The sequence below is a fragment of the Microbacterium sp. AC035 genome (genome assembly GCF_979258485.1).
This window is the reverse complement of record NZ_OZ409858.1, coordinates 3,771,822-3,792,403: the sequence shown is the minus strand read 5'-3', so window position 1 is coordinate 3,792,403 and position 20,582 is coordinate 3,771,822. Positions and strand designations below refer to the sequence as shown.

General features: G+C 68.3%; 22 protein-coding genes. 3 read left to right on the top strand and 19 right to left on the bottom strand.

The genetic code is table 11. The features are described from left to right. Positions 1–3: 3 nt before the first annotated feature. From ACZ0AA_RS18200 to ACZ0AA_RS18170, 7 genes are read right to left on the bottom strand one after another with little or no spacing between them, the layout of a single operon-like run. A complete protein-coding gene (locus tag ACZ0AA_RS18200) occupies positions 4–510 on the bottom strand; it encodes a hypothetical protein (protein WP_400861880.1) in 507 nt (168 codons plus the stop codon). Beyond that, positions 510–1,580 carry a tRNA (adenosine(37)-N6)-threonylcarbamoyltransferase complex transferase subunit TsaD gene (gene tsaD / locus ACZ0AA_RS18195; protein ID WP_463513794.1) on the bottom strand — a complete coding sequence of 357 codons (1,071 nt, stop codon included), beginning with the start codon at positions 1,578–1,580 and terminating at the stop codon, positions 510–512. Before tsaD ends, ACZ0AA_RS18200 begins: the two co-directional genes overlap by 1 nt. Next, a complete protein-coding gene (rimI, locus tag ACZ0AA_RS18190) occupies positions 1,577–2,083 on the bottom strand; it encodes a ribosomal protein S18-alanine N-acetyltransferase (RefSeq protein WP_463513793.1) in 507 nt (168 codons plus the stop codon). The genes tsaD and rimI overlap by 4 nt, the downstream gene beginning before the upstream one ends. Next, complete coding sequence (tsaB, locus tag ACZ0AA_RS18185; protein WP_463513792.1) at positions 2,080–2,703, bottom strand: tRNA (adenosine(37)-N6)-threonylcarbamoyltransferase complex dimerization subunit type 1 TsaB; 624 nt, start codon at positions 2,701–2,703, stop codon at positions 2,080–2,082. Before tsaB ends, rimI begins: the two co-directional genes overlap by 4 nt. 20 nt (positions 2,704–2,723) lie before the next feature. Further along, on the bottom strand, positions 2,724–3,221 hold the full coding sequence (gene tsaE, locus ACZ0AA_RS18180) for a tRNA (adenosine(37)-N6)-threonylcarbamoyltransferase complex ATPase subunit type 1 TsaE (RefSeq protein WP_400861887.1): 498 nt from the start codon (positions 3,219–3,221) through the stop codon (positions 2,724–2,726). Next, complete coding sequence (gene alr / locus ACZ0AA_RS18175) at positions 3,218–4,324, bottom strand: alanine racemase (RefSeq protein ID WP_400861889.1); 1,107 nt, start codon at positions 4,322–4,324, stop codon at positions 3,218–3,220. Before alr ends, tsaE begins: the two co-directional genes overlap by 4 nt. Beyond that, positions 4,321–4,680, bottom strand: a complete 360-nt coding sequence (locus tag ACZ0AA_RS18170) for a holo-ACP synthase (RefSeq protein ID WP_053098944.1) — start codon at positions 4,678–4,680, stop codon at positions 4,321–4,323. Before ACZ0AA_RS18170 ends, alr begins: the two co-directional genes overlap by 4 nt. Positions 4,681–5,291: 611 nt before the next feature. On the opposite strand from ACZ0AA_RS18170, the gene ACZ0AA_RS18165 reads away from it, so the two are divergent. Then, positions 5,292–5,786 carry an endonuclease domain-containing protein gene (locus tag ACZ0AA_RS18165; protein ID WP_463513791.1) on the top strand — a complete coding sequence of 165 codons (495 nt, stop codon included), beginning with the start codon at positions 5,292–5,294 and terminating at the stop codon, positions 5,784–5,786. 103 nt (positions 5,787–5,889) lie between these two features. Here ACZ0AA_RS18165 and glmS read toward each other — a convergent pair whose 3' ends face one another. Next, positions 5,890–7,737 (bottom strand): glutamine--fructose-6-phosphate transaminase (isomerizing), encoded by a 1,848-nt coding sequence (gene glmS, locus ACZ0AA_RS18160; protein WP_463513790.1) that lies wholly within the window; start codon positions 7,735–7,737, stop codon positions 5,890–5,892. Between the two features lie 58 nt (positions 7,738–7,795). Further along, positions 7,796–8,740 carry a type I pantothenate kinase gene (coaA, locus tag ACZ0AA_RS18155; protein WP_463513789.1) on the bottom strand — a complete coding sequence of 315 codons (945 nt, stop codon included), beginning with the start codon at positions 8,738–8,740 and terminating at the stop codon, positions 7,796–7,798. A gap of 36 nt (positions 8,741–8,776) precedes the next feature. On the opposite strand from coaA, the gene ACZ0AA_RS18150 reads away from it, so the two are divergent. Continuing rightward, positions 8,777–9,721, top strand: coding sequence for a Ppx/GppA phosphatase family protein (locus ACZ0AA_RS18150; protein ID WP_463513788.1), 945 nt, complete (start codon positions 8,777–8,779; stop codon positions 9,719–9,721). A gap of 35 nt (positions 9,722–9,756) precedes the next feature. Here ACZ0AA_RS18150 and glmM read toward each other — a convergent pair whose 3' ends face one another. The 7 genes from glmM to ACZ0AA_RS18115 all read right to left on the bottom strand — a co-directional run bounded on the left by glmM (position 9,757) and on the right by ACZ0AA_RS18115 (position 15,688). After that, a complete protein-coding gene (gene glmM / locus ACZ0AA_RS18145; RefSeq protein ID WP_400861899.1) occupies positions 9,757–11,115 on the bottom strand; it encodes a phosphoglucosamine mutase in 1,359 nt (452 codons plus the stop codon). Positions 11,116–11,129: 14 nt separating this feature from the next. Continuing rightward, the gene (rpsI, locus tag ACZ0AA_RS18140) at positions 11,130–11,615 is read right to left on the bottom strand and encodes a 30S ribosomal protein S9 (protein WP_042539158.1); all 486 of its coding nucleotides are present in this window, start codon (positions 11,613–11,615) and stop codon (positions 11,130–11,132) included. Positions 11,616–11,642: 27 nt separating this feature from the next. Continuing rightward, positions 11,643–12,089: a 50S ribosomal protein L13 gene (rplM, locus tag ACZ0AA_RS18135; RefSeq protein WP_042539156.1), complete on the bottom strand. Its 447-nt coding sequence runs from the start codon at positions 12,087–12,089 to the stop codon at positions 11,643–11,645. A 178-nt stretch (positions 12,090–12,267) separates the two neighbouring features. Then, positions 12,268–12,936, bottom strand: a complete 669-nt coding sequence (locus tag ACZ0AA_RS18130; protein ID WP_400861901.1) for an endonuclease/exonuclease/phosphatase family protein — start codon at positions 12,934–12,936, stop codon at positions 12,268–12,270. A 75-nt stretch (positions 12,937–13,011) separates the two neighbouring features. Then, positions 13,012–13,611, bottom strand: coding sequence for a methionine ABC transporter permease (locus tag ACZ0AA_RS18125; RefSeq protein ID WP_400864668.1), 600 nt, complete (start codon positions 13,609–13,611; stop codon positions 13,012–13,014). Positions 13,612–13,685: 74 nt separating this feature from the next. Further along, a complete protein-coding gene (locus ACZ0AA_RS18120; protein WP_463513787.1) occupies positions 13,686–14,744 on the bottom strand; it encodes a methionine ABC transporter ATP-binding protein in 1,059 nt (352 codons plus the stop codon). A 17-nt stretch (positions 14,745–14,761) separates the two neighbouring features. Further along, positions 14,762–15,688, bottom strand: coding sequence for a MetQ/NlpA family ABC transporter substrate-binding protein (locus tag ACZ0AA_RS18115; RefSeq protein WP_463513786.1), 927 nt, complete (start codon positions 15,686–15,688; stop codon positions 14,762–14,764). 121 nt (positions 15,689–15,809) lie between these two features. On the opposite strand from ACZ0AA_RS18115, the gene ACZ0AA_RS18110 reads away from it, so the two are divergent. Then, positions 15,810–17,123, top strand: coding sequence for a M20/M25/M40 family metallo-hydrolase (locus tag ACZ0AA_RS18110; RefSeq protein ID WP_400861907.1), 1,314 nt, complete (start codon positions 15,810–15,812; stop codon positions 17,121–17,123). A 16-nt stretch (positions 17,124–17,139) separates the two neighbouring features. Here ACZ0AA_RS18110 and ACZ0AA_RS18105 read toward each other — a convergent pair whose 3' ends face one another. From ACZ0AA_RS18105 to ACZ0AA_RS18095, 3 genes are all read right to left on the bottom strand, one after another. Further along, positions 17,140–18,033, bottom strand: coding sequence for a hypothetical protein (locus ACZ0AA_RS18105; RefSeq protein ID WP_463513785.1), 894 nt, complete (start codon positions 18,031–18,033; stop codon positions 17,140–17,142). A gap of 95 nt (positions 18,034–18,128) precedes the next feature. Then, the gene (gene truA, locus ACZ0AA_RS18100) at positions 18,129–18,977 is read right to left on the bottom strand and encodes a tRNA pseudouridine(38-40) synthase TruA (RefSeq protein ID WP_463513784.1); all 849 of its coding nucleotides are present in this window, start codon (positions 18,975–18,977) and stop codon (positions 18,129–18,131) included. 55 nt (positions 18,978–19,032) lie between these two features. Further along, on the bottom strand, positions 19,033–20,571 hold the full coding sequence (locus ACZ0AA_RS18095) for an APC family permease (RefSeq protein WP_400861913.1): 1,539 nt from the start codon (positions 20,569–20,571) through the stop codon (positions 19,033–19,035). Between the last annotated feature and the right edge of the window lie 11 nt (positions 20,572–20,582).

Sequence of the window (20,582 nt, the reverse complement as noted above, 5' to 3'; positions counted from 1 at the left end):
CCGCTATCCGAGTCTCTCGAACTGCATGCCGGCCCACACGAGCCAGCCGAGACTGTAGACGGTCGCACACAGGCCGAGAACGAGCGCCCACCGTGCGATGGCCCGGCTCTCGACCGGTCGTCGCAGCGACATGATCGAGGCGATCACGGCGACGACGGCGATCGGGATGCCCCAGCCGACGAAGAACGACGAGACCAGAGCGACGATGGCCGCCATCAGAGCCCAGGGTGCGAGACGGGTGTCATCGACGGCAGTCGCTCCGGTCGAGGGGGCCCAGTCGTCGTCTCGCCCGACACCGTCGGCCACTGGTCCGCTGACGACCACCGGTTCGACTCCGACCGGCCCCGTCGGCAGCCTCGTGTAACCCTCGCGGCGCGACCCCGGTATCCGCGCGGAACCCGCCGGATGCTCGACCTCGTCGCTCGGGCGCTCGATCCTGGTCGGAGGCAGCACGGCATCGGGCCCTGGTTCTGCACCCACCGGATCGGGCGTGCGCGGCACGTCGCTCATCACATCACCGCGACGCGCTCGTCGACCTGGATCTCGGTGACCGGAAGGGTGGAATCTGCTCCGAAGGCGAGCGTCGACGGGCGCCGACCCGACGAGATCAGCTCCGCGGCGAGAGCCGCGATCATGGCGCCGTTGTCGGTGCAGAGCGACAGGGGCGGGATCCGCACCGTGACTCCGGCGGCCTCGGCCCTGGCGAGGGCGACTTCGCGCAGACGTCGATTGGCGATGACTCCGCCGCCGAGCAGCAGGCGCGGCACACCGAGGTCGGCGCATGCGGCGAGCGCCTTCGTCACGAGCACGTCGACGACGGCCTCGCGGAAGCTGGCGGCCACGTCGGCGACCGGCACGGGCAGGCCGTCGGCCTCGCAGCGCTCGACCCAGCGCGCGACCGCCGTCTTGAGTCCCGAGAACGAGAAGTCGTAGCGATGCTTCGCCAGGTCGGACGCCCGAGACAGCCCGCGGGGGAACCGGATCGCGTCAGGGTCTCCGTCGAGCGCCGCTCGGTCGATCTCGGGGCCGCCGGGGTACGGCAGCGACAGGAGACGGGCGACCTTGTCGAACGCCTCCCCCGCGGCATCGTCCATGGTCTCGCCCAGCATCTCGACGTCGGTCGTGAGGTCGCGCACATGCAGCAGCGACGTGTGGCCGCCCGAGACGAGCAGGGCGATCGTCGGGTACTCGAGGGGCTCGGAGTCGGGGGTCAGGATGTCGGCGGCGATGTGGCCCACCAGGTGGTTGACGGCATACAGCGGCTTGTCGAGCGACACTGCCAGGCCCTTCGCGGCGCCCACGCCGACCATCAGGGCTCCCGCGAGGCCCGGCCCGCTGGTCACGGCGACTGCGTCGAGGTCTTCCAGGCGCACCCCGGCCTCCGCCAACGCGGCGTCGATGGACGGCTGCAGGGCCTCGAGATGGGCTCGGGCGGCGACCTCGGGCACGACGCCGCCGTAGCGGGCGTGCTCGTCCATGCTCGACGCGATCGTGTTGGACAGCAGCGTGCGCCCGCGGACGATGCCGATCCCCGTCTCGTCGCAGCTCGTCTCGATGCCCAGCACCAGCGGCTCGGTCATGCGGTCGCCTCCTTCGCGGCATCCGGGGCGGACTCGTCTCGATGGTCGGAACGCGGATGCTGCAGCGCGAGGCGCATCACGACCGCGTCGATGTCGTCGGGCTGGTAGTAACGGGGGCGGCGGCCGATCTCCTCGAACCCCTCTGACCGGTAGAGCCCCTCAGCGCTCGGGTTGTCGGCGCGCGCCTCGAGGAACACCTCGCGCGCGCCGCGTTCGACGGCTGCCTCGAGAAGCGCCCGAAGCAGCGCGCGACCGCGACCGGCGCCGCGGTGCTCTGCATCGAAGGCGATCGTCTGGATGTCGGCATCGAGCGATCCCTGCAGGGCGCGGACTCCGCCGTAGCCGATGATCGATCCTTCGTGCTCGTCGACGAGATAGCGACCGTGCGGACTCGCGAGCTCCAGCGCCATCGCCTCCGAGCTCCAGGCGTCGGTGGGGAAGGACCGGTGCTCTATCGCCATGATGGCCTCGAGGTCGTCGGGAGTCGCTTCGCGGAGAGTCACGAGCCCACCTTCTTCGGCGCTCCGGGCACGGTGACATCGGGCTGCCGCAGATACAGGGGCTCGGCTCCGGTGAGCGTTCGGCCCACGGCCAGCGATCGCGCGCCCACACGGGCGAGGTCGACGGCGGAAAGCGTCTCGACGTCGATGCGGCGGATGCCGTCGAGGTGCTCGTCGGCGTCGACCCTGGCGACCAGCACGGTGTCGGCGACCATGTTCGGGATGCCGTCGGCATCCGTCCCGTCGAAGACGGTGATGGCGACCTCTCGCCGGCGAGCATCCGTCACGATCGCGAACGGGCCGGTGGCGGCGTCGTGCTCGATCGCGGTGAGCGCTGCGGCGAAGTGGCTGGGGACGGGGATCACGGGGATCTCCCTGCCCATCGCGAAGGTGCGGGCCGTCGCGATGCCGATGCGGAGTCCGGTGAAGGGGCCGGGGCCCATGCCGGCGACGACGTGGCTGATCGACCCGGTGCCGACCGCGTCGAGAGCTCGCACGAGCAGTTCGCCGATGACCTCCGCGTGACCGAGCGGGTCGGCGGCCGAGGCGTCGGACAGACGTGTGCCGTCGTCGTCGATGAGGGCGACGGCGGTGCCCAGGGAGGTGTCGACGGCGAGGATCACCTCTCCAGGGTAGTCGCCGTTCAGCCGGTGATCGCTGAGCGCCCGCCGCGCGTGATCGTCACGTGCCGCGGGGCGTCGGCGTCGAGCTCAGACGGGTCGAGATCGTCGTCGCCGCCCACGGGACGCTCCAGCTCGATGTCCCACCAGGTCTCGGCGAGATCCTCAGCCATTCCGCGCCCCCACTCGATCACGACCACTGATCGCGAGAGGTCGAGGTCGAGGTCGTCGAGTTCTGCGCCGGAGCCGAGACGGTAGGCGTCGACGTGCACGAGCGGCGCACGTCCGACGAGCGAGGGGTGCGTGCGGGCGATCACGAACGTGGGGCTCTGCACGGGGCCTCGCACACCGAGCCCCTCCGCGAGCCCTCGCGTGAACGTCGTCTTCCCCGCGCCGAGGGGACCGGTCAGGATCAGCAGATCCCCGGGTTCGAGCTGTTCGCCGATGCGGAGCCCGAGCTGCTCCATTGCCTCCGACGTCTCGATCTCGAGGCGTCCGAGGAGGGCCGGATCGATGCTCATGCCGACCGCCGGGGCACGCGCGGGCCGATGCGCGTGACGATCTCGTAGTCGATGGTCGACGCGGCGTTGGCCCACTCCGCCGCCGAGGGAACACCGAGAGTCGGGTCGCCGAACAGCACGACCTCGTCACCGATCGACACCGGGGCGTCCCCGACGTCGACCACGAACTGGTCCATGGCGATGCGGCCGACGTTGGTGTAACGGCGACCGGCGATCGACACGGGCAGGCGTCCGGACGCGTGCCGAGGCACCCCGTCGGCGTAGCCCAGCGGCACGAGCACCAGAGTCGTGTCGCGCGGTGCGCGGTGGTCGTATCCGTACGACACTCCTGCCCCGGCGGGCACCCTGCGGACGGCGGCGATCGCACCCCGCAACGTCATCGCGGGGCGAAGCCCCAGCTCTGCCGAGGAACGGTCGTCGAAGGGAGAGAGGCCGTAGATGCCGATGCCGATGCGTACGGCATCCAGTCGCATCTCGGGCAGGTCGATCGCGGCCGCCGTCGCGGCGATGTGGCGGATCTCGGGGTGGATGCCGAACGACGCCGCGACAGCGACCGCCTCCTCGAACTTCGCCAGAGCCTCACGGTCGTCCTGCGGCGACGTGTTGGAGAGGTGGCTGAAGAGCCCGATGATCCGCAGCCGTCCGATGCGCTCGAGACGCGCGGCCTCGGCGAGCACGCGCCGCCAGTCGGCCGGCGCGATGCCGTTGCGCGAGAGCCCCGTCTCGAACTTGAGGTGCACTCCGACCGGGCGATCGACCGAGGCGACGGCACCGGCCGCCTCGAGCTGGTCGAACGACGAGATGCCGACCTCGATGTCGTGCGCTGCCGCCTGGTCGAACCGTTCACCTGGCGCGTGCAGCCACGCGACGATCGGAGCGGTGATGCCCTGTCGGCGGAGTTCGAGAGCCTCGGGGATCTCGGCGACGCCCAGGCGGGTAGCGCCGCCGGCGAGGGCCGCGACGGCTGCGGCCGCGGCGCCGTGGCCGTAGGCGTTCGCCTTGACCACGGCGATGACCTGCACGCCGGTGAGACGGCGGAAGTGGCGGACGTTGTCGCTGATGGCATCCAGCTCGATGCGGGCCTCGCGGAACGGAACGGTCACAGGGGCTCTCCTTCGGCGACGACGAACGCGGCGGCGAGCCCTGCGTCGTGGGTGAGGGTCAGATGCAGTCGGGTGATCCCGCGCTCCGCGACGACGTCCGCGGTCGACCCGGACAGCACGAAATGCGGGCGCCCCGAGGCCTCTGAGGCGATCTCGATCTCGATCCAGTGCACTCCGTCAGAACCGCCGAGGGTCTTGATCAGGGCTTCCTTCGCGGCGTATCTGGCCGCAAGCGACGGCAGCCGAAGCCCCCGCTCCCCCGGCGCGAACAGCCGCTCCCGCAGCCGCGGCGTGCGCTCCATCGTGCGCTCGAACCGCGGGATGTCCACGAGGTCGATGCCGGTCCCGATGATCACCCGTTCAGCCTAGTCGCGGCACCCGCCCGCTTCGGCCAAGCCCACGTCCGGCCCGGCCACCCCGTCCCACTGCTCTCCTCGGCAGTCACCCCACCCCGGATGGCTGGTCATCGCCCGCTGGGCGGCCCAACCACGCCCGCAACTCCCGCCCACCGGGGAATCATCAGCCATCCGGCGGTGGTGACCGTTCCTGCACAACCCGCACCACCAGGAGATCGATCCCCACCAGGAGGTAACCGCGCGCTCACCGCGCACACTCGCGAGAGGATCTGCGGATGCCCTCGCCACTGACCCTCGTCGAACTCCATGGCGGAATCGCCCGCGGATCGCGACTCGCTTCTTTCGGGTGCACACGAAAGGACCTCTCGCTCGCGGTTCGCCGCGGCGACCTGATACGCCTCCGCGCCGGAGTGTTCGCCTCACCGACGTGTGCGCCGGATGTGCGCACAGCAGCCCTGCACGGGGGCGCGCTGTCATGTTCAGGAGCTCTCCGCCTGCACGGCGTCTGGGTGCTCGAAAACGACGAGCACCCCCACGTGTGGCTGGGTCAGGCCGGGCGCACGCATGCTCATCCCGGATGCCTCTGCGTGGAGCATTACCGTGCAGGGCGGATGCATCTGGGACTGGCGCCGGTCGAGGCGTCGCTCGTGCATGCGTACGGATGTCATGGCGACGAGTTCTTCTTCGCCGCTTTCGAGTCTGCGTGGGCGCAGCGGCTGATCGGAGCATCGGCACGGCGTCGCATCCGTGCTGCGCTGCCCGCGCGCGCTCGATGGCTTATCGATCTCGCCCGCCACGATGCAGACAGCGGGCTCGAGTCCATAGTCAGGCTGAGGCTGCGTATCCTCGGCATCCATGTCTCGACGCAGGTCGTCATCGACGGGGTCGGCCGAGTCGACTTCGTGCTCGAGGGGCGCGTGATCCTCGAGGCAGACGGCAAGGGCAACCACGTTGGCCGCTCAGAGCGTCACCGGGACCTGAGAAGGGATGCCGAAGCATCTCGACTGGGATACGAGACGCTCCGCTTCGACTACGCGATGATCATCCATGACTGGGAGATCGTCGCCGGCGCCATCATGAGCGCACTGGCGCGCTCCCGTTCCTGAGCCGGATGGCTGAGAATTCCCCGGCTGGCTGGCACAGTGTCCTGCATCCGTCAGCCACGCGGGATATCTCCAGCCATCCGTCTCGGAAACTGAATCAGACTACCTACTCGACGGTGACGGACTTCGCGAGGTTGCGCGGCTGGTCGACGTCGAGGCCCTTGGCCGTGGCGAGCGCCATGGCGAAGATCTGCAGCGGCACCACAGCGAGCAGCGGCTCGAACATCGCTCCGGCGAGCGGAATGCGGATGACCTCGTCTGCGAAGGGCAGGACCGCCGCATCGCCCTCTTCGGCCACCACGATCACGCGAGCGCCGCGCGCGCGGATCTCCTGGATGTTCGAGACGACCTTGGAGTGGACCACGGCCGAGTGGCGGGGAGACGGCACCAGGACGAAGACCGGCTGCCCTGGCTCGATCAGCGCGATCGGACCGTGCTTGAGCTCGCCCGCGGCGAAGCCCTCGGCGTGGATGTAGGAGATCTCCTTGAGCTTGAGCGCGCCCTCCAGGGCGATCGGGAAGCCCACGTGGCGGCCGAGGAACAGCACGGAGCGGGTGTCGGCCATCCAGCCGGCGAGCTGCGTGACGTGCTCCTGCTCGCTCGAGAGGACCTTCGCGATCTTCTCGGGAAGGGCCGTGAGCTCGGCGACGTCGACCGACGCATCCTGGACGGATCCGCGCACGCGCCCCATGTGCAGGCCCAGCAGCAGCAGAGCGGTGATCTGCGCCGAGAACGCCTTGGTCGATGCGACCGCGACCTCGGGACCGGCGTGCGTGTAGACCACAGCGTCGGACTCGCGCGGGATCGTGGCGCCCTGGGTGTTGCAGATCGAGAGGGTGCGCGCGCCGCGCTCGCTCGCGTACTTCACGGCCATCAGGGTGTCCATGGTCTCACCGGACTGGCTGATCGAGACGACGAGCGTGTCGTCCCCGATCACCGGGTCGCGGTAGCGGAACTCATGGGCGAGCTCGACATCGACGGGGATGCGGGCCCACTGCTCGATCGCGTACTTGCCAACGAGCGCCGAGTACGCGGCGGTGCCGCAGGCGGTGATGATGATGCGGTTGATGCCGAGGAACAGGTCGTCGAGTCCGTCGAGCTCGGGGATGACGACCTGGTCGCCCTGGATGCGACCGCGGATGGTGTTGGCGACCGCCTCGGGCTGCTCGGAGACCTCCTTGGCCATGAAGCTCGACCATCCGCCCTTCTCGGCGGCGGCGGCGTCCCACGACACGTCGAACGGCTCGGCCTCGACCGGCGTGCCGGCGAAGTCGGTGACGGTCACGGCATCCGGGGTGATCGAGACGATCTGATCCTGTCCGATGGCGAGCGCCTTGCGGGTGTGCTCGATGAACGCGGCGACGTCGGAGCCGAGGAAGTTCTCGCCCTCTCCCAGGCCGATCACCAGCGGCGAGTTGCGTCGTGCGCCGACGACGAGTCCCGGGTGGTCCTGGTGCATCGCGAGCAGGGTGAACGCGCCCTCGAGGCGGTTGACCACCGCACGGAAAGCGCCCTGCAGGTCGCCGCCGTTGTTGCGGTAGTCACGACCGAGCAGCGCGGCCGCGACCTCGGTGTCGGTCTCGCTGCGGAACGCCACGCCGTCTGCGAGCAGCTCGTCGCGCAGCGAGGCGAAGTTCTCGATGATGCCGTTGTGGATCACGGCGAGCCTGTCGTCATCGGCGAGATGCGGGTGCGCGTTCTCGTCGGTGGGGCCACCGTGGGTGGCCCAGCGGGTGTGCCCGATGCCCGTGTTGCCGTCGGCGAGGGCGGCATCCTTCAGCGAGTCGCGCAGCATCGCGAGCTTTCCCGCCTTCTTGCGCATGCCCAGCGAGCCCTCGCCGTCGATGACCGCGACGCCTGCCGAGTCATAGCCGCGGTACTCGAGACGGGCGAGCCCTGCGAGCAGGATGTCCTGGCTGGGCCGCGGGCCCACGTATCCGACGATTCCACACATGTCGTCAAGAGTAAGGCGGGGTTTTTGCGAAGGTTCCGAACGAAAGCCCCGGGCCCGCTCAGAGCTTGCGGAGAAGCACGCTCTCGACGTTATGGTCCACGCCCTTGTTGAGCACGAGACGCGCTCGATGCTTGGTCGGCATCACGTTCTCGACGAGGTTCGGCATGTTGATCTCGTTCCAATAGCCGAGTGCCGTCGTGATCGCCTCCTCGTCGGTGAGATGGGCGAAGACGTTGAAGTACGACGACGGGTTCGAGAAGGCTCCCTGACGCAGGGCGAGGAAGCGGTCGACGTACCACTTCTCGATGTGCGAGGTGTCGGCGTCGACGAAGATCGAGAAGTCGAAGAGATCGCTCACGGCCACATCGTTGGGTGCGGGCGGCGGCTGCAGGACGTTCAGCCCCTCGACGATGACGACGTCGGGGCGCCGCACGACCACGTGCGCATCAGGGACGATGTCGTAGCGCATGTGCGAGTAGAAGGGCGCCCGCACCTCTGCGGCCCCGCTCTTCACCTCGGTGAGGAACTCGAGCAGCGCTCGCCGGTCGTACGACTCGGGGAAGCCCTTGCGGTCCATCAGGCCTCTGCGTTCGAGCTCGGCGTTCGAGTGCAGGAACCCGTCCGTCGTGACGAGTTCGACCCGAGGGGTGCCCGGCCACCGACTCATCAGCTCACGCAGCAGACGGGCGATGGTCGACTTGCCGACAGCGACGGAGCCTGCGACTCCGACCACGAACGGGGTCGTCGAGTCGTCCTCCTGGAGGAACGAGCTCGTCGCGGCCCCCAGTCGCTTCGTGGCCGTCGCGTAGAGGCTGAGCAGCCGGCTCAGGGGCAGATAGACCTCGCGCACTTCGGCGAGGTCGAGGCGGTCGCCGATGCCGCGAAGCTCGACGACCTCGGTCTCGGTGAGCGGCTGATCGAGGCCCGCCGCCAATCGCGCCCATTCGTCACGACCGATCTCGCGATATGGAGACAGCGGCAGCGTGGGATCGGCGGTGGTCACGGATACATCGTAACGGCGCACGAGTAGTCTCTATCCGTGCGCCTGGGAGTACTCGACATCGGTTCCAACACCGTCCACATGCTCGCCGCCGATGTTCGCCCCGGCGGTCGGCCGCTGGCGACCACCAGCGACCGCACCGTCCTGCGCCTGATGCGCTACCTCACCGAGGACGGTTCGATCTCCGAAGACGGAGTGCGCGCACTCGAGGCTGCCGTCACTCAGGCACGCGAAGTGGCTGAGTCCGAGCGGGTCGACGAGCTGCTCGCCACCGCGACGAGTGCGGTGCGTGACGCCCGGAACGGGGCCGACGTGATCGCCCGCATCGAGGCGGCCCTCGGCCAGCCGCTCCAGGTTCTCGACGGAGAGACCGAGGCCGAACTCACGTTCCTCGCCGTGCGGCGCTGGTTCGGCTGGTCGGCCGGACAACTGCTGCTCCTCGACATCGGCGGCGGATCGCTCGAAGTCGCGGCGGGCGGTGACGAGCTGCCGGATGCCGCGGCATCGGTCCCGCTCGGAGCCGGCCGGATGACGGTGCAGTTCCTGCCGCATGATCCGCCGGGTGAAGACGACGTCGAGCGACTTCGGGAGCACGCGACCGCGACCCTCGCCGAGGTGCTCCCGCGTTTCACCGCGCTGCCGCGCCCCGATCACGTCGTCGGCTCGTCGAAGGCGATCCGATCGCTCGCCAGGCTCGCGGGCTACCCGGTGCCGGGGTGGTCGGGGATCCAGCGCATGGTGCTGCCGCGTGCGTCACTGGGGTCGTGGATCCCGCGGCTGGCGCGTCTGCCCGCGTCCGCGCGACAGGAGCTTCCCGGCATCACCGCGGATCGCACCTTCCAGATCGTCGCCGCGGCGGTGTCGCTGCACACGGCCATGACGGCTCTCGACGTCGATGAGCTCGAGGTGTCGCCGTGGGCGCTGCGCGAGGGCGTCCTGCTGCGATACATAGAGCAGCTGAACTGGAGCGCGCCGCGCGGCTGACCTGCAGGTCGGGCTCGCACGGCGCGCTCGACGGCTCAGAGGGAGAGTCGCTCTCGCACGACGGCGACCAGCCGATCGGCGTACGACCGAGCGGATTCGGCGTCAGCCGCCTCGACCATGACCCTGACGAGGGCCTCGGTTCCGGACTTGCGGAGCAGCACTCGACCGGTCTCGCCGAGTTCGGCGGCGACCTCGGCGACGGTCTGCTGCACGACGGGGTCGGCGTCCACGGCGTCCTTGTCGACGTCGCGCACGTTGATGAGCACCTGCGGGTAGACCTTCATCACGGCGGCGAGCTCGGCGATCGTCTTGTTCTGACGTGCCATCTCGGCGACCAGGTGAAGACCCGTGAGCAGACCGTCACCGGTGGTGGCGTACTCGCTCATGATCACGTGACCCGACTGCTCGCCCCCCAGGGCGTAGCCGCCCCTGTCCATGTCCTCGAGGACGTACCTGTCGCCGACGGCCGTCTGGCGCACGGTGATCCCGTGCTCGCGCATGGCGACGTGCAGGCCGAGGTTGCTCATGACGGTGGCGACGAGCGTGTCGTCGGTCAGATGCCCACGTTGCTTCATCGACACCGCGAGGATGGCCATGATCTGGTCACCGTCGATGATGTTGCCCTGCGCGTCGACCGCGAGGCAGCGGTCGGCGTCGCCGTCGTGGGCGATCCCGACATCGGCGCCGAGTCGGACGACCGCCTCGGCGAGCTTGTCGAGGTGCGTCGATCCGACGCCGTCGTTGATGTTCCAGCCGTCGGGGTCGGCGCCGATCACGGTGACCTCGGCGCCTGCGTCACGGAACGTCTCGGGAGACACACCGGATGCCGCGCCGTTGGCGCAGTCGAGCACGACCTTGATGCCGTTCAGGCGGTTCGGCAGCGAGCCGAGCAGGTGCACCACGTAGCGGTCTTCAGCGTCGGAGAATCGGTCGATCCGGCCGACTCCCGCGCCCGTGGGACGGAGCTTCTCGCCCGCCATCGCCTCTTCGATGCGCTGTTCTACGACATCGGGCAGCTTCACGCCGCCCCGGGCGAAGATCTTGATCCCGTTGTCGGGCGCCGCGTTGTGCGAGGCGGAGATCATCACACCGAAGTCAGCGTCACGGTCGGCGACGAGGAACGCGAGCGCAGGGGTCGGGATGACCCCGGCTTCGAGCACGTCGACGCCCGAGGACGCGAGTCCTGCGGCGACAGCTGCAGTCAGGAAGTGACCGGAGACGCGGGGGTCGCGGGCCACGACTGCGGTGAGTCGCTTGCCTTCGGCTTTGCGAGCCTCCGCAGTACGGCCCTGGCCCAGGACGACAGCAGTCGCCTGGGCCAGGGTGAGCGCGAGGTCGGCGGTGAGGATGCCATTGGCGAGTCCCCGCACACCGTCCGTGCCAAAGATCGGCATCGGAGCGGTTGACCTTAACGCTTCGAGTACTGAGGCGCCTTACGGGCCTTCTTGAGTCCAGCCTTCTTACGCTCCTTGACACGCGCGTCGCGCGAGAGGAAGCCGGCCTTCTTCAGGGTCGGACGGTTGTTCTCCTCGTCGATGCCGTTGAGCGAACGGGCGATGCCCAGACGCAGCGCGCCGGCCTGACCCGAGGGGCCACCACCGGAGATGCGCGCGATGACGTCGTAGCCGCCGGCGAGGTTGAGGATCGTGAACGGGTCGTTGATCAGCTGCTGGTGCAGCTTGTTCGGGAAGTAGTCCTCGAGCGTGCGGCCGTTGACCGTGATCGTTCCCGAGCCGGGGACGAGACGCACGCGGGCGATGGCCTGCTTGCGACGGCCGACAGCGGCACCCGGGACGCTGAGCACGGGGCGGGGAGCCGCCTCGACTGCGTCGGTCTCGGGAGTCGACGTCGAGAAGTTCTGGGGGTTTTCGGTGGTGTCCTGGATGTCAGCCACGAGTATGTCCTTAAGTCTTTACGGCGCTTACTGGGCGACCTGGTCGAGGGTGTACGTCTGCGGCTGCTGGGCGGCGTGCGGGTGCTCGGCACCGACGTACACCTTGAGCTTCGACAGCTGCTGACGGCCCAGGCTGTTCTTGGGGAGCATGCCACGGATGGCCTTCTCGACAGCGCGGATCGGGTTCTTCTCGAGGAGCTCGGCGTAGGTGACCGACTTCAGGCCGCCCGGGTAACCCGAGTGGCGGTAGGCCAGCTTCTTCTGGAGCTTCTGACCGGTGAGCGCGACCTTGTCTGCGTTCACGATGATGACGAAGTCACCCGAGTCGATGTGGTTGGCGAAGGTGGGCTTGTGCTTGCCACGCAGGAGCGTAGCGGCGTGCGAGGCCAGGCGGCCGAGAACGACGTCAGTGGCGTCGATGACGACCCAGTCACGCTGGACCTCGCCAGCCTTCGGGGAGTAAGTGCGCGTCACGATAGTGCTGCTTTCTTGTTCGAACGGAGAAGTTCGTGAATCCCACTCCGGGGTGGTTCTTCCCTACAGGGATGAACACGCCAGTGGAGGGCTCACGTTCGTTAGTGCTCGGCAGTCGAGTACCAAAGTGACAGCTTACGTCATTCCGGACGTTCTCCCAAACCGGGCTGATCGGCGATCAGTCGAACTGCGTCGTCACGAGGATCGGACGGTGGTCGCTCATCCCCTGCGGGAGGGTGGTGACCCGTTGGATCTCGAAGCCGACCGAGGTGGCGAAGTCGTAGTGACCACGGAACACGCGGTAGCGGGTGTAGGTGTGGTCGTCGCTCAACGTCAGCGCGTATCCGTGCTCACGGATCGTCTGACCGAGGTTCTCCTTGAACACCGGGTAGTTGTAGTCGCCGACCATCAGCTGCGGCAGCCCTTCGCCGAGGGTCGCGAGCTCGGTGAGGGCGGCCCGGATCTGGTGCCGGCGCAGGGAGTTCAGGGCCGTCAGCGGCGCCGCGTGGAACGATGCCGCGATGAAGTCGCGTCCTGCGTCGATGTTCCTCAGTCGCGCGCCCAGAACCCGTTCGTGCGCGGGCTTGGCGATGCGGTCGTGCAGTGACTTCTTCAGCTCGATCGTGCGGATGCCCTGCAGGTGGAACTCGCTCGCGCGGTAGAACATCGCGAGTCCGAGGCGGTTCCCCTGCGTCGCATCCGCGAGGGTGAGGTCGCCGATGTTCTCGGGCAGGTCGACGACGTCGCACTCCTGGAGGCACAGGATGTCGGGATCGTGCGCCGAGACCAGTGCCGCGAGCTCTCCTGCGGCGCGGTGCTTCTGCAGGTTGTACGAGATGACCTTCATCGCATCTCACGGTAGTGGCTCAGGCTTGGATTCCGGTGAAGATCGCAGACACTTGCAGTGAACGCCTGTGTTCCGCTAGCGGCGCAGCACGCGCTGGGCGAGCCAGTTGCCGAAGAGCTGTCCGATCTGGACGATCACGATGATGATCGCCACGGTGACCCAGGTCGCCTCCTGGTTGAACTGCTGATATCCGTAGATGATCGCGAAGTTGCCGAGGCCGCCGCCCCCGATGTAGCCCGCCATCGCAGACATGTCCACGACCGCGATGAACATGAACGTGTATCCGAGGATCAGCGGAGCCAGCGCTTCGGGGATCACGAGCCCGAAGAGGATCGCGAACCGCTTGGCCCCGATCGCGAGAGCCGCCTCGACGATCCCCGGATCGACCGCGACGAGGTTCTGCTCGACGACCCTGCCGATCACGACCGCGGCCATGATCGTCATCGGCACGATGGCCGCCTGGGTGCCGAGCGTCGTTCCGGCGACCGCCTTCGTGACGGGTCCGACCGCAGTGAGGAAGATGATGAACGGGATGGGGCGGATGACGTTGATCAGCAGATTCAGCACCCCGAACACGGCCCTGTTGGCGAACAGATTGCCCGGGCGCGTGGCGTAGAGCACCGCGCCGATCAGCAGGCCGGCTGCACCGCCGATCACCAGCGTCACGGCGACCATGTAGACGGTCTCCTGGATCGACTGCAGCAGCACCGGGGTCAGGCTGCCCCAGTCGGTGGCGGTGTGCACGTGGTTCACGAGGCCACCTCCGTTCCGCGGGTGGGAGCCGCATCCGACGGCCGGAGCAGCTGCGCTCTCGTGCGGGTGGAGAGTTCTGCCACGACGGCGGCGAGCACGTCGTCGGCGGCGTGCACCCGGTAGGTGAGGGTGCCGAGTTGGCGACCCCGGATGTCGGTGACCCCGCCGAACACCACGGTGTGCCGCACGCCGTGGTGCTCGAAGACCTCGGCGGCGTGCTCGCTGGTGAACTCGTTGACGTCGGCGCTGATCAGCGATCCGCCGCCGACCAGGAGCGCGTCGAGGGTGTCGCCGGTCGGCACCCCCTGGGTGACGGCCGCGACGAAGCGTTCGGTCAGCGCCGCTCGCGGATGCGCGAACACCCGATAGGTGTCGCCGCCGTCGACGACCTTGCCTCCGTCCATCACGATCACCTGGTCGCACAGCTCGTGGACGACGGAGATCTGGTGGGTGATCACCACGATCGTGATGCCGAGCGTGCGGTTGATCCGGCGGAGGAGAGCGAGCACCTCCCCCGTGGTCTGAGGATCGAGTGCGCTCGTCGCCTCGTCGGCCAGCAGCAGCTCGGGGTTCGCGGCGATCGCCCTCGCGATGCCGACTCGCTGCTTCTGCCCGCCCGAGAGCGCCCGCGGATAGCTGTGCGCCTTGTCGCCGATCCCGACGAAGTCGAGCAGCTCTGCGACCCTCGGGCCGATGTCCTGCTTCTTCCACCCTGCCGCCTTGAGCGGGTACGCCACGTTGCCGCGCACGGTGCGGGAGTTGAACAGGTTGAACTGCTGGAAGATCATTCCGATCCGCCCGCGGAGGCCCCGCAGTTCGCTCGCCGACGCCGAGCCGACGTCCACGCCGAGCACGTCGACGACTCCGGCGGATGGCTTCTCCAGGCCGTTGACCAGCCGCACGAGGGTGGATTTTCCCGCGCCCGAGTAGCCGATCACTCCCACGATCGATCCGCGCTCGACCTGCAGGTCGACGTCCTCGAGCGCGGAGACGGCGGACCCCCGCCGGGTGGCGGGGAATCCTTTGGACACCCCGTCGAAACTGATCACCGTCATGGGTCCGCCGTCGCTCGTCACTGCGAGTCGCGCAGCTGGTCTTCGAGGTCGGAGAGCTCGGACTGGAGGTCCTCCGCGCTCCAGTCGCCCTTGAACTGCAGGTTGCCCTGGTTGAGCTCGGTCACCGATTCCTCGACCTCGGCGCTGTGGTACGCCTCGAGCAGCGTGGCCCAGCGCGGGTCGTCCTTCTGATCGTCACGAACGACGAAGGCGTTGATGTACGGGGCGAGCTCGGGGTCGTCGAGGTCTTCCTTGAAGATGATGAGCTCGTCGCCGAGACCGCCCTTCTGCGCCTGCGTGTTGTTGACGATCGCAGCCTGTGCGCTGCCGTCCTTCAGAGCGGTCACCGTCTGGTTCGCGTCGACCGGGAGCACTTCGACGGTGCTCGAGACGATGTCATCGGGTGTGGAGAGGCTGTCGCCGCCGTCCTCGAGTTCGACGAGACCGGCGCGCTGGAGGTTCAGCAGCGCGCGGGCCAGGTTGGTCGGGTTGTTCGGAACCGCGACGGTCGCGCCCTCGGGAAGCTCCTCGACGCTCTTGTACTCCTCGGAGTAGATCGCGAGCGGGTAGACCGCGGTGGCGCCGATCGGCACCAGGGTGCCGCCGTTGTTCACGTTGAACTGCGAGAGGAAGATGAGGTGCTGGAAGAGGTTGACGTCCAGCTCGCCGTCCTGCACACCCTGGTTCAGCTGCACGCCGTCGCTGATGGTGCGGACCTCGAGCTCGATGCCCTCCTCGGCCAGCTTGTCCTTGAGGATCGTCCAGTGCGCCTCGGTGCCGTCGTCAGCGCCGATCACGATCTTGCTGCTCTCGGCGTCGTCAGCGCTGCTGCCCGATGCGGGCTCGGCAGCACCGGAGCAGGCGGCCATCGACAGGGTCAGGGCGCCGGCGGCGAGCACACCGAGAACGGACAGGATCTTGTTCTTCACACGGGAGTCATTCACAAGACGAGAGTGAAGCACGCCCGGCGCTCGGGGCCCGTGGCCGCGGTAACCCCGCGTAATCGGGGTCATCTCGCGTAATACGAAGGCAGTGCATGGCGTCCGGATCACTACCGTGAGAGGGGTGACCCGCAGCCTGCTGGAGGACGAGGCTCTCGACTTCGTCCGAGCACTGATCCGCATCGACAGCGTCAACACGGGCGAGCCGGAGACCATCGGCGACGGCGAGACGCGAGCCGCTCGTCTCGTGCAGGAGCGGCTCGAGGATGCCGGCATCGCGACCACCTTCGTCGAGCCCGTTCCCGGACGCGGCAGCGTCATCGCCCGCATCGAGGGCAGTGATCCCGACGCCGGGGCGCTCATCGTGCACGCCCACCTCGACGTCGTCCCCGTCGATGCCCGCGACTGGGCTCATGATCCGTTCGGAGGCGAGATCGACGGCGGTCTGCTGTACGGCAGGGGCGCGGTGGACATGAAGAACTTCGCGGGAGTGATCCTGGCCGCAGCGCGCGAGTTCGCACGCTCCGGCATCCGCCCGCGCCGAGATCTGATCTTCGCCTTTCTCGCCGATGAGGAGGCAGGGGGCCGATGGGGCGCGTCCTGGATCGTCGACAACCGCCCCGATCTGCTCGTCGGTGCCACGCAGGCGATCAGCGAGGTCGGCGGCTTCTCGGTGCCGCTCGCGGAGGGGCGCAGGGCCTACCTGCTGGCCACCGCCGAGAAGGGCGTCGGCGGGGCCACGGTCACGGCGCGAGGCGAGGCCGGTCATGCCTCACGCCCCCGACCGACAGACCCTGTGACGCGCCTGGCGGCCGCGGTCGCCCGTATCGGCGAGCACCGCTTCCCCGTCGTGCGCACGCCCGCGCTGGAGCGGTTCCTCGAGGTGTTCGGCGAGCACCGCGGAGTGTCCTTCACCGACGACGACCTCGACGAACAGCTCGAGGATCTGGGATTCGTCGGGCGAGTGATCGCGGCATCCGCCCGCCAGACTGTGGCTCCGACCGTGCTCCGCGCAGGCGACAAGAGCAACATCATCCCGGCGACGGCGCGCGCCTCTCTCGACCTCCGCGCGTTGCCGGAGCGGGAGGACGACCTTCGCGCGCAGGTGGCCCGCCTCGCCGGCCCCGACGTCGAGGTCACCTGGTCGGCCTGGCTCTCCCCCATCGACTCTCCTCTCGACACTCCGTTTCAGGATGTGATCTCCGAAGCGATCCGCGCGGAAGACCCTGCCGGCGTCGTCGTCCCCTATCTGCTGCCCGCTTCGACGGACAACAAGCACTTCGCTCGACTGGGCGTCGACGGCTACGGCTTCGTCCCGCTGCGTGTGCCGGAGGACTTCGATGTCTACGGGCAGTTCCACTCCGCCGACGAGTGCGTGCCGGTCGAGAGTCTGTTTTTCAGCGCCCGGACCACTGTGCGGATCCTCCGCGACGCCTGAACATCGCTGCCCGGAGTCAGGCGTCGTATCCCCATCGGATCCCCATCACGCCAGGGCCGAATCCGTGCCTGGCGAGGTGGACGGATCCGCTGCGCACGGAGCGCATCGACGACACGTACTCCTCGTCCGTCTCGATGTACTCCTCGCACCAGCTGGGGAGTGCGTCGGGATGGAAGCGCACCCAGATGAGGCTCTCGCGAGCCGATCTCGACGTCGCATGCCAGGCCGACTGCCGGGGCGGATATCCGGGCGGGAAGGTCTCGGTGAACTCGAACAGCGTCGTTCCGCCGGTGGTGATCGGCTCGTCGAGCGCGATGACCACGCCGGACACGAGCCGGCCCCGGTGCAGATGCTCTCGATCGATCCTCCCGCCGACGACATCGGAGATCACGGACATCACATCGGTCTCGATCGGTGCCACGTCGATGAGGGGCACCTCGGTGATCGTGCCTCTCGTCGCCTGCACGAGCGAGCGCATGATCGTCTTCTCCACCGCGCCGTCGGCGCCGACGAACACCGTCATGTGGGTCGAGAGGTCGCGGAGCGCGTCCTGCGGAGCCGCACGCAGCTCTCGCAGGGTCTCCTCGGTCTCCCGCTGTTCGCGCTCCTCGTCGAAGGGAAGCCGCGGAGGTGCGATGGGTCCCAGACGCGAAGTCGGGATCAGCAGGCCCCCGAGATGGCCTCGATGCAGACCGAGGCGGTCCTCGATGCCGTCGACGACGCTCAACGACTGCGGCCCTTCGGGCTGCCGATCACCGGAACGCCAGTAGCTCAGCGTCGCCATGGATACCGGGTTGCCGTCATCGATCAGCTGGTCCCGCAGGCGCGCGAGGGTGATTCCCCGGTCGGAGATCGCCGCCCGGAGCGCAGCCGCGAATGTGCCGCCCTGTTCGCCGATCCGCTCCGTCACAGTCCCCCGCCGCAGTGTGAAGATGGCCTCCGTAATATCAGCATACGGTTCAGCAGCGTCGCCCCCTCGGCCTGCAGGAAATCGTCCCCGCCGAGTCATGCGCTCGTGCCGTCGCGGCGAGCGCGCGTCTGCTCCGCTCTGGTCGACAGGAGCTCATCCGCGGGGTATCCGACCTCGGTGAGCGTCAGCCCCCTGGCCGCCAGCACCTTGAACTCGCTGGTGCGGGTGAGTGCGTCGCGCAGCACGACCAGGTCGTCGACATCGAGACGGCCCTCGCCCACGGCGACGCACGCGCCCACCAGTGCCCGAACCATGCTGTGGCAGAACGCGTCGGCCTTCACCTCGGCGACGAGCACGCCCTCCGAGTCTCGCGACCATCCGTAGTCGAGGAGGGTCCGGATGGTCGTGGCCTCCTCGCGAGGCTTGCAGTATGCGGCGAAGTCATGGAGGCCGATGAGGGTCCGCGCGGCGGCATCCATCGCCTGTCCGTCGAGAACACCCCGATGCGCGGTCGTGTCGTGGCGCCGAAGAGGGTCGTACCCGGAGGTCGAGTCGGCGAGCCGATATCGATAACGTCGCCAGACCGCCGAGAAGCGGGCGTCGAAGCCCTCAGGAGCGATCGAGGAGCGCGTGACCGTCGCGTCGGGGTAGGCCCCGAGCACACCGCGTATGCGCCGCGCGATCGACGCCGCCGGATCCTGCGGCGCACGGCCCTGACGCGACTCGATGCGCGACCACTGCGCCTCGTCGAGGTCGACGTGCGCCACCTGGCCCAGAGCGTGCACCCCGGCATCCGTGCGCCCGGCGACGACGAACTGCACGTCGGAGCCGACGATGCGCGCGAGCGCCGCCTCGAGCGTCCCCTGCACCGTTCGCAGGGTCGGCTGCTTCGCCCACCCGCGGAAGTGGGTGCCGTCATAGGCGATGTCGAGCCGGATGCGCACGGATAAAGCCTAGGGCGTGGCCGCACGCGATCCGGCTCTCACCGGATGCCGGAGCTCAGATGCCACCGTCGATCGAGCGGATCAGGCCCGGCTCGTCGGGCACCATCACCTGGGTATCGCGGTTGAGGCTCTCGCCGCGGAAGAACCTCTTCGACCGCGGGAACAGATACCAGATGAACATGAGGACGAGGCCGAAGGCGAGCGCTCCGATGCCGATCACGAAGGTGCCGCCGATCCCGAAGAGGACCGTGTAGCCGTAGTCCACGTCCCACATGTCGATCGCCGACTGCACGAAGGCCCAGGTGAGCATCGCCGCGCCCAGCACGGGGAACAGCCCCTTGAAGAAGAACTCGCGAGCCGAGCGGGTGAGGTCCTTGCGGAAGTACCAGGCGCAGGCGAATCCGGTGATGGCGTAGTAGAACGCGATCGCCAGACCGAGCGACAGGATCGAGTCCTGGAGGATGTCGTCGCTGATCAGGGTCATGCCGATGTAGTAGGCGACGGCCACGACCCCCATGACGATGGTCGAGAACGACGGCGTCTTGTAGGTCGGGTGCACGTCCTTGAACTTGGCCGGCAGAGCCCGGTACACGCCCATCGCGAGAGTGCCGCGAGCGGTGGGGAGGATCGTGGTCTGCGTCGAGGAGATGGCCGAGAGCACGACTGCGACCACGAGCACCCAGCCGAACGGGCCGAGCAGCCCGTCCTTGATCGCCAGGAAGAAGTCGTCGGCGTTGGCCTCGTTGCCGAGCCCGGTGCCCTCAGCCCCGAGACCGGCGTACATCATCGCGGCGATCGTGACACCGACGTAGGTGACGAGAAGGATGACGGTCGTCAGCAGCGCTGCGCGGCCGGGGATCCTCTTGGGATCCTTGGTCTCCTCGTTGAGCGCGAGGCAGGTGTCCCAGCCCCAGTAGATGAAGAGAGCGAGCAGGATCGATTCGGTGAAGCCGGGCCAGCTGGTGAACGCGAACGGGTTCAGCCACTCCATCTCGAACGGCGTCGGGTTCGGCGCGGTCCCGGCGAAGAACTGCCAGAGAGCGGCGACGACGAAGATCGCCAGTGCGAGGTACTGGATGCCCAGCAGAACGTTCTGGATGCGCTCGCCGATTTCGACGCCGCGCCAGCTGACCCAGGTCATCGCGGCGATGAACAGCACCGCGACGAGAACGATCCGCCAGTCGTCGTTCTCGAGATCGAACCCGATCAGCGACCAGAAGTAGACCGACGCGATCTGGGCCAGGTTGGCGAGCACGACCATGCCGGCGACCGCGACACCCCAGCCGCCCATCCAGCCCACCCACGGGCCGAACGCCTTCGTCCCCCACGTGAACGTCGTGCCGCAGTCGGGGACCGCGTTGTTCAGCTCACGGTAGGCGAAGGCGATCAACAGCATCGGCACGAACGCGATGATGAAGGCGATCGGCGCCTGTGCGCCGACGGCCAGCACCACGTAGCCGAGCGTCGCCACCAGCGAGTACACGGGGGCCGTCGAGGCCAGGCCGATCACGGTGGAGCCCCACAGACCGAGTGTGCCTGCGGCGAGCCCCTTGCCGTCGGGGCGTTCGAGATGGATCGGCGTCGTAGCTGACATGCTCAGAACAT